Annotated in this window: 5 protein-coding genes; 2 read left to right on the top strand and 3 right to left on the bottom strand. The window is 35.9% G+C overall.

The window, feature by feature from the left end; translation table 11 throughout:
- Positions 1 to 73: 73 nt before the first annotated feature.
- The 3 genes from CLV98_RS22795 to CLV98_RS22785 form a co-directional block, all read right to left on the bottom strand.
- Positions 74 to 589, bottom strand: a complete 516-nt coding sequence (locus tag CLV98_RS22795; protein WP_109678400.1) for a hypothetical protein — start codon at positions 587 to 589, stop codon at positions 74 to 76.
- A complete protein-coding gene (locus tag CLV98_RS22790) occupies positions 586 to 1,743 on the bottom strand; it encodes an amidohydrolase family protein (protein WP_158281321.1) in 1,158 nt (385 codons plus the stop codon). The genes CLV98_RS22795 and CLV98_RS22790 overlap by 4 nt, the downstream gene beginning before the upstream one ends.
- Positions 1,744 to 1,880: 137 nt before the next feature.
- Entirely contained in the window at positions 1,881 to 3,023 is a 1,143-nt protein-coding gene (locus CLV98_RS22785; RefSeq protein WP_109678396.1) for a hypothetical protein, read from the bottom strand.
- Between the two features lie 638 nt (positions 3,024 to 3,661).
- On the opposite strand from CLV98_RS22785, the gene CLV98_RS22780 reads away from it, so the two are divergent.
- Together CLV98_RS22780 and CLV98_RS22770 are read left to right on the top strand one after the other, a co-directional pair.
- Positions 3,662 to 3,886 carry a helix-turn-helix domain-containing protein gene (locus tag CLV98_RS22780; RefSeq protein WP_109678394.1) on the top strand — a complete coding sequence of 75 codons (225 nt, stop codon included), beginning with the start codon at positions 3,662 to 3,664 and terminating at the stop codon, positions 3,884 to 3,886.
- Between the two features lie 556 nt (positions 3,887 to 4,442).
- Positions 4,443 to 4,940: an IS982 family transposase gene (locus CLV98_RS22770; protein ID WP_262512169.1), complete on the top strand. Its 498-nt coding sequence runs from the start codon at positions 4,443 to 4,445 to the stop codon at positions 4,938 to 4,940.
- Positions 4,941 to 5,214 lie beyond the last annotated feature (274 nt).

Below are 5,214 nucleotides of genomic sequence, written 5' to 3'. Positions count from 1 at the left end.
CCTTTTGCATCATAGGTCTGGGTCTGGATGATGGTGCCATCAAAACCTTCCGTTTCTGTCCGGATCTGCCGGCCTAGCCGGTCGTACCAGGTTTTAGAATCGGGCTGGCCTCCTGCAAATTCAGATAATGCCTTTTCGTTGCTTCTGTCACTTCCACTACTGCTTTGTGATTTCCAGAATTGATGAATCTATCTTTTAATAATACATGTTGATGGCGAAATACGTCAATACCATTTCTCAGAAGCAGGCAAGGTTCATCAACGGATCGGGATAAATTAATTTTATTATTACCACTGCAGTAATATCCCAGCTCTGGTAAGTAAATCATATCATTATCCGAAGTAATTTCAACGAACGAGGAGATCGGTTTTTTTTTCATGTACCCGTAGAGGAGATTCTCTATTTTGAACTTCAACGCCCCACGATTAAAGTAGGCAAACAGTAGCGGATCGAGGAAAAAGCGGTCATTTTCAAAATCAACAAATTCAAAAATGGAAGGCATTTCATTGTAAACCAAAGTTTTCATCGTGTCAGCGATCTGGTTTCGTCCTTCATCTATAAGTGCCTTGAATTTTCTACAAAGAATCATCTCAAATAGGTTTTAATTTGCCCTTCCAAAAACTCCCTGGTATGCCATTGCTCCCCAAGCAATATCCCATCAACTTTTTTGATATTTTCAATATCCTCCAAGGGATTTCCGGCCAGCATAATGAGATTCGCCTTAAATCCTGTCCTAACGGCGCCCAGTCTATCCGATTCTCCAAAAAACTGAGCAGGATTCTGCGTTGCAATAACCAGTATTTCATGATTGGAGAAACCTGCCTTTTTAAATAATTTCATCTCCTCTAATAATCCAAATCCGGGCACCTGAAATACGTTTGAGGCATCTTGGCTTAACAAGAACTTGCACCCTTCTGCTTTTAATTGTCGAACTATATCAAGTTGTACAATAAGTGAGAGGCTGTCCTTTTTCCTTTCCTGGTTAGCTACCTTGCCTATATAATCGCTCAAAGTCTTTTCCCATTTTTTTCTAAGTTCAAGGGGTAAATATTCCATTCCGGGGCGTCTTTTAAGGTAATCCATTGAATAATACAGGGAACCTACAAATGTCCAGTCGAGTGTGGGGCAGTTATAAATATTATTAACCTTCGTCTTCCTTATCGTTTCGTTAAGCGTATCACCTTTTAATGACGCATATCCCTGCAAATGCTCAATACTTCTTTGCTTGTTTTTGATCGCTGTTTGAACATCACCCCAAGGAGCGTGACCGACCACCGGCATTTGGTAACGATTGGCCGCTGCCAGTAGGGAATCATAGAAAACAAGTGAATTGGGCAGGCTTAATATTTTTATAAAATCGAACCCAACATTTTTATAAGCTAAAATCAGTTCATCGATAGAATCTGGCGCTACTTTTTGTGACGAATAAATTGGAGGAGCCGACAGATATAGATCCGGAGACAGTATCATCCCTTTCTTTACGCTATCCCGTAGAGCAATATGGTTCAAACTACCTCGCATGGATCTTACAGTGGTTACCCCGGCAATAAGCTGTAAGAGCAAGAAATGTTTTGTCGAAATAATATCCCGTTCCGCGGCAGGCAAATGTACATGCATATCAGCCATCCCTGCCATCAGAAATTTTCCGGCCCCGTCAATCTTCTGATAGCGCTTAGGAGCTTTGAGGCCAGGACCAATTTTTTCTATTTTCCCATTATTAATCAATACATTTTGTCCTTTCAATATACTATTTTGATCGGGGGAGACGATTGATATATTTTTAAAGATAAAAGCTTGCCCGTTTACATTCGAACAATAGAAAAAAACAAAAACAACTATTTTTATTACTTTCATAAATCTCATATCAAGATATTTAGTCATTAGTAGTGTGCCTTCTTTATTTCTTCCCGTAGATATTGATTTAACTCTGTTTGTCTTACACCTAAAATCTCTTCAATAACCCGGTATACATCACTGTCTAAGCTTCCGGCCAAACACAGTTTCTTCAGACCTTCTATTCCTTCTTTTTCATACACTTTTTTGCATAAAAATGCCGAAAGCGCATACATGATATTTGTCTTACCCTCGGAAGCCTTCTTTACTGAGGTGACATTGTTTAAATCCAGATCCTTGTGAAGGTCTAGATATTTTTTAAGATTGGATAGTTCCCTTTCCTTCGATTTTTCAATATTACCACCAATAAATGTAGCTATTCCCTCATTTACAAAGTTATGTAAGGTATTCCAGTACACTTGATTCAAGTATGTGTGTACAATTTCGTGAGGATCATATTCAGCTCCTTCGCCCGAATTAATGATTCTATTGTTAATATCATTATCTGCAGATTCCTGAATTGTGTTGTACATTAGATAGGTATAATCATACCCCTTGGCTCTTAATCGCTCTTCTGTGCTTTGAAAAATATAATACCTAGATTGAAATGTCTGTGTGTTAAATAGGTTCGCCAAACTATCACTAAGATTTGCCGATTTTTTAGCTTCTGGATAGTTGAATTTCGTTCTATCCTTACAAAAAAAAGTTATACTTTCAATTTGAATTGTTTCCCAATCTTGTGTATAGTAATCCTGATATCTAGAAAATATATATTCTCCTTCATTATTTTCTCTGACGATCACATTAAAAATAGAATGAATGTCTTTTTCTGAATTTATAAATGCTGTTTTTAGTATATATATAGAATCTTTTCTTTGTATATTTAACAACACAGGCGAGTATTCTCTGAACATCTTAGTTGCGCTTGCTAGATAAATTACTTCAATATCGGGAAACCAATATTTCTCCTTTTCTACAACTGACCATGTATCAGGGGAATGATAGTACACAGTTTCAATCGTGTTCAGATATTTCTCCCAATTACTAAGGATTTTTCTCTCATCGTCGTACAGTGTTTGTAGATCCTTATTTATTTTAATATTTATTCTGTGGTTTTGTTGCACAAATTGAGCTTTAACGCAGCTATATAAAAGGATAAATAAATAAATCAAATAATATCTTGCGATCATAATTGTATAAGGTATCTATTAATATAACAATTCAGCTGATACCATTTGCCAGTTTGACCATTTCAAGTGGATATGATACTTTGAATAAACAAAAGGTGAGGGAATATTTATCCCCTCACCTTTTGTTAGTTATGATGTTTTGGATTTTGGTCTTGCTTCAAAGTCCCCGGTCTATCACCAACAGGTACTTGGTGACAGTTATTCAACTCTCCGCCTCTGATAGCTTCCAAATTTTCCATAACCTGAGATGCCTTCAGTGTTTTCAGCTCGTCTAATGATAATCTTGCCATTGTAAATAAAATATTAAGATAAGAAAAAACAATCACCCCACAGCCTGGCCAGGTATCGTTTCGGATTGAATAACAAATATTCAAAACAGGTTCGATTATAACTATTACCACAGTAATAATATTTGACCACTAAATAAATTTGTCATACTGCTTATACTATATAACTATTTATTTTTAAGATAGTTATATAAGTAAATGAAGCCCTGTGGATTTCTCAAGTTGCTTATTTAAGGTCTTTTATAGCTTATATTTGACCGTACAACGTATAATGAAAAATTTCAATTTTGAAATAAGTTAGTTATCGGAGAAAGTTTCTGATTTAGGATTATTCCTTCAAAATTGAAGTTCATGACAGCCAAAGAAGCCTTACACCATTATTATAAAGAGAGCGGTGACTCGCAACCTGAAATTGCCTCTAAGTTAAAAATAAGCCAATCGTCTGTTCATAATTGGCTTAGTGGCAAAAAAGAAATTCCGATGGAATCATATTGTGCCATTGCTAAACTATGTGGAATAGAATTGTTACAATTGCTTCCCGAGGACTGGAAATCGGCCTTAGCCAATGAGAAGTAACCAAAAGGAGTATAAATGTATCCGTCCGAAGAACTGCACATTTTAATGGATTAACCCTTTGTGCGGTTTAAAAAGACAAAAAAAAGGATGCACATGTAACTGAATATCAGTAATTTAAAGGAATAACTACAAGCCTTTAACATGTACAACCTGAAAGCGAATTTCGACAAAATTTCACCATTATCAAGTCCTCCTTAAACGAATTTTTATTGCCTGATGGTAATTTTCAGTACTATAAGAACCCGCCTAAATGGTCTGATATTGAAATAGTTACACTTGCTATTCTAGCTGAGATAATCAGTTTGGATTCTGAAAGTTGGCTCTTTACAAGGATGAAAAGCGATCTGAATTTAATTTTTCCAGTACTTATAGACCGTTCAAATTACAATCGCAGAAAACGAAGATTAAACCCCTATATCAATGCCATTTCAGAATGGGTTGCCAGACAAATTGACGGACAAAACAAAAAAGTGATTATAGATTCGATTCCCATACCTATTTGCATGAACCCTAGAATTTATAGAAGTACAATTTGTAAGGATGATCTTCAAGTTCAATAGCAAGAAGTTATAATCCTTCTCTTAAAATGCATTATTACGGCTTTAAAATGCAACTGATGATTACTCAAAAAGGTGTGCCGATTTCTATTGGGATAACGTCAGCAAATGTACATGATGTAAACTATCTCGCAGAATTAGATAATAAAAAGCAACTATCAGATTTTGAGCTTATTGCAGACAAAGGACACCTTTCGGTTCATTACCAAACTACCCTTTTTGAAGAGGATAAAATTAGGTTAATTACCCCTTTAAGATCAAATATGTTTAGTAGAAAAAATGAATGGAATAGCTTCTATAGATATATTCGAAAAAGAATCGAAACCTTATTCTCGCAACTCTGTGATCAGATGATGTTTAAAAGAAATTATTCAAAATCTTTAGATGGTCTTCTGTCAAGAGTGGTTGCCAAAGTTAATGCCGTAGCAGTACTTCAATTCCTGAATTTTAAAAATAATAGGCCCATTAATCTGTTAAAAACTGCCTTGTTCGTTTAAACCGCACAACGGGTTATACATTTATAATATGTGACCGATATTTTGCGCCGTAAAATAGTCCTTTGCGGGGATCTATAGTATTGCCTGTCAGGCTATTGTTATATTCATAAAAAAAATTCAAATTGCAACAGTCCTTTAACTTACCAACAGTTCCTTACTATGGAAAATACAATAAAAGGTGAGGCATCCGGCAACAGGAGAGATTGGCTGAAAAAAACATCTTTAATAGGATCGGCATTGCTTACCAGCTCCCTGACCCATGCGGCTGAGCCGC

The sequence above is a fragment of the Dyadobacter jejuensis genome (genome assembly GCF_003149085.1).
Classification (GTDB): domain Bacteria; phylum Bacteroidota; class Bacteroidia; order Cytophagales; family Spirosomataceae; genus Dyadobacter; species Dyadobacter jejuensis.
The sequence above is the reverse complement of the archived record's forward strand: the minus strand, read 5'-3'. Positions and strand labels throughout refer to the sequence as shown.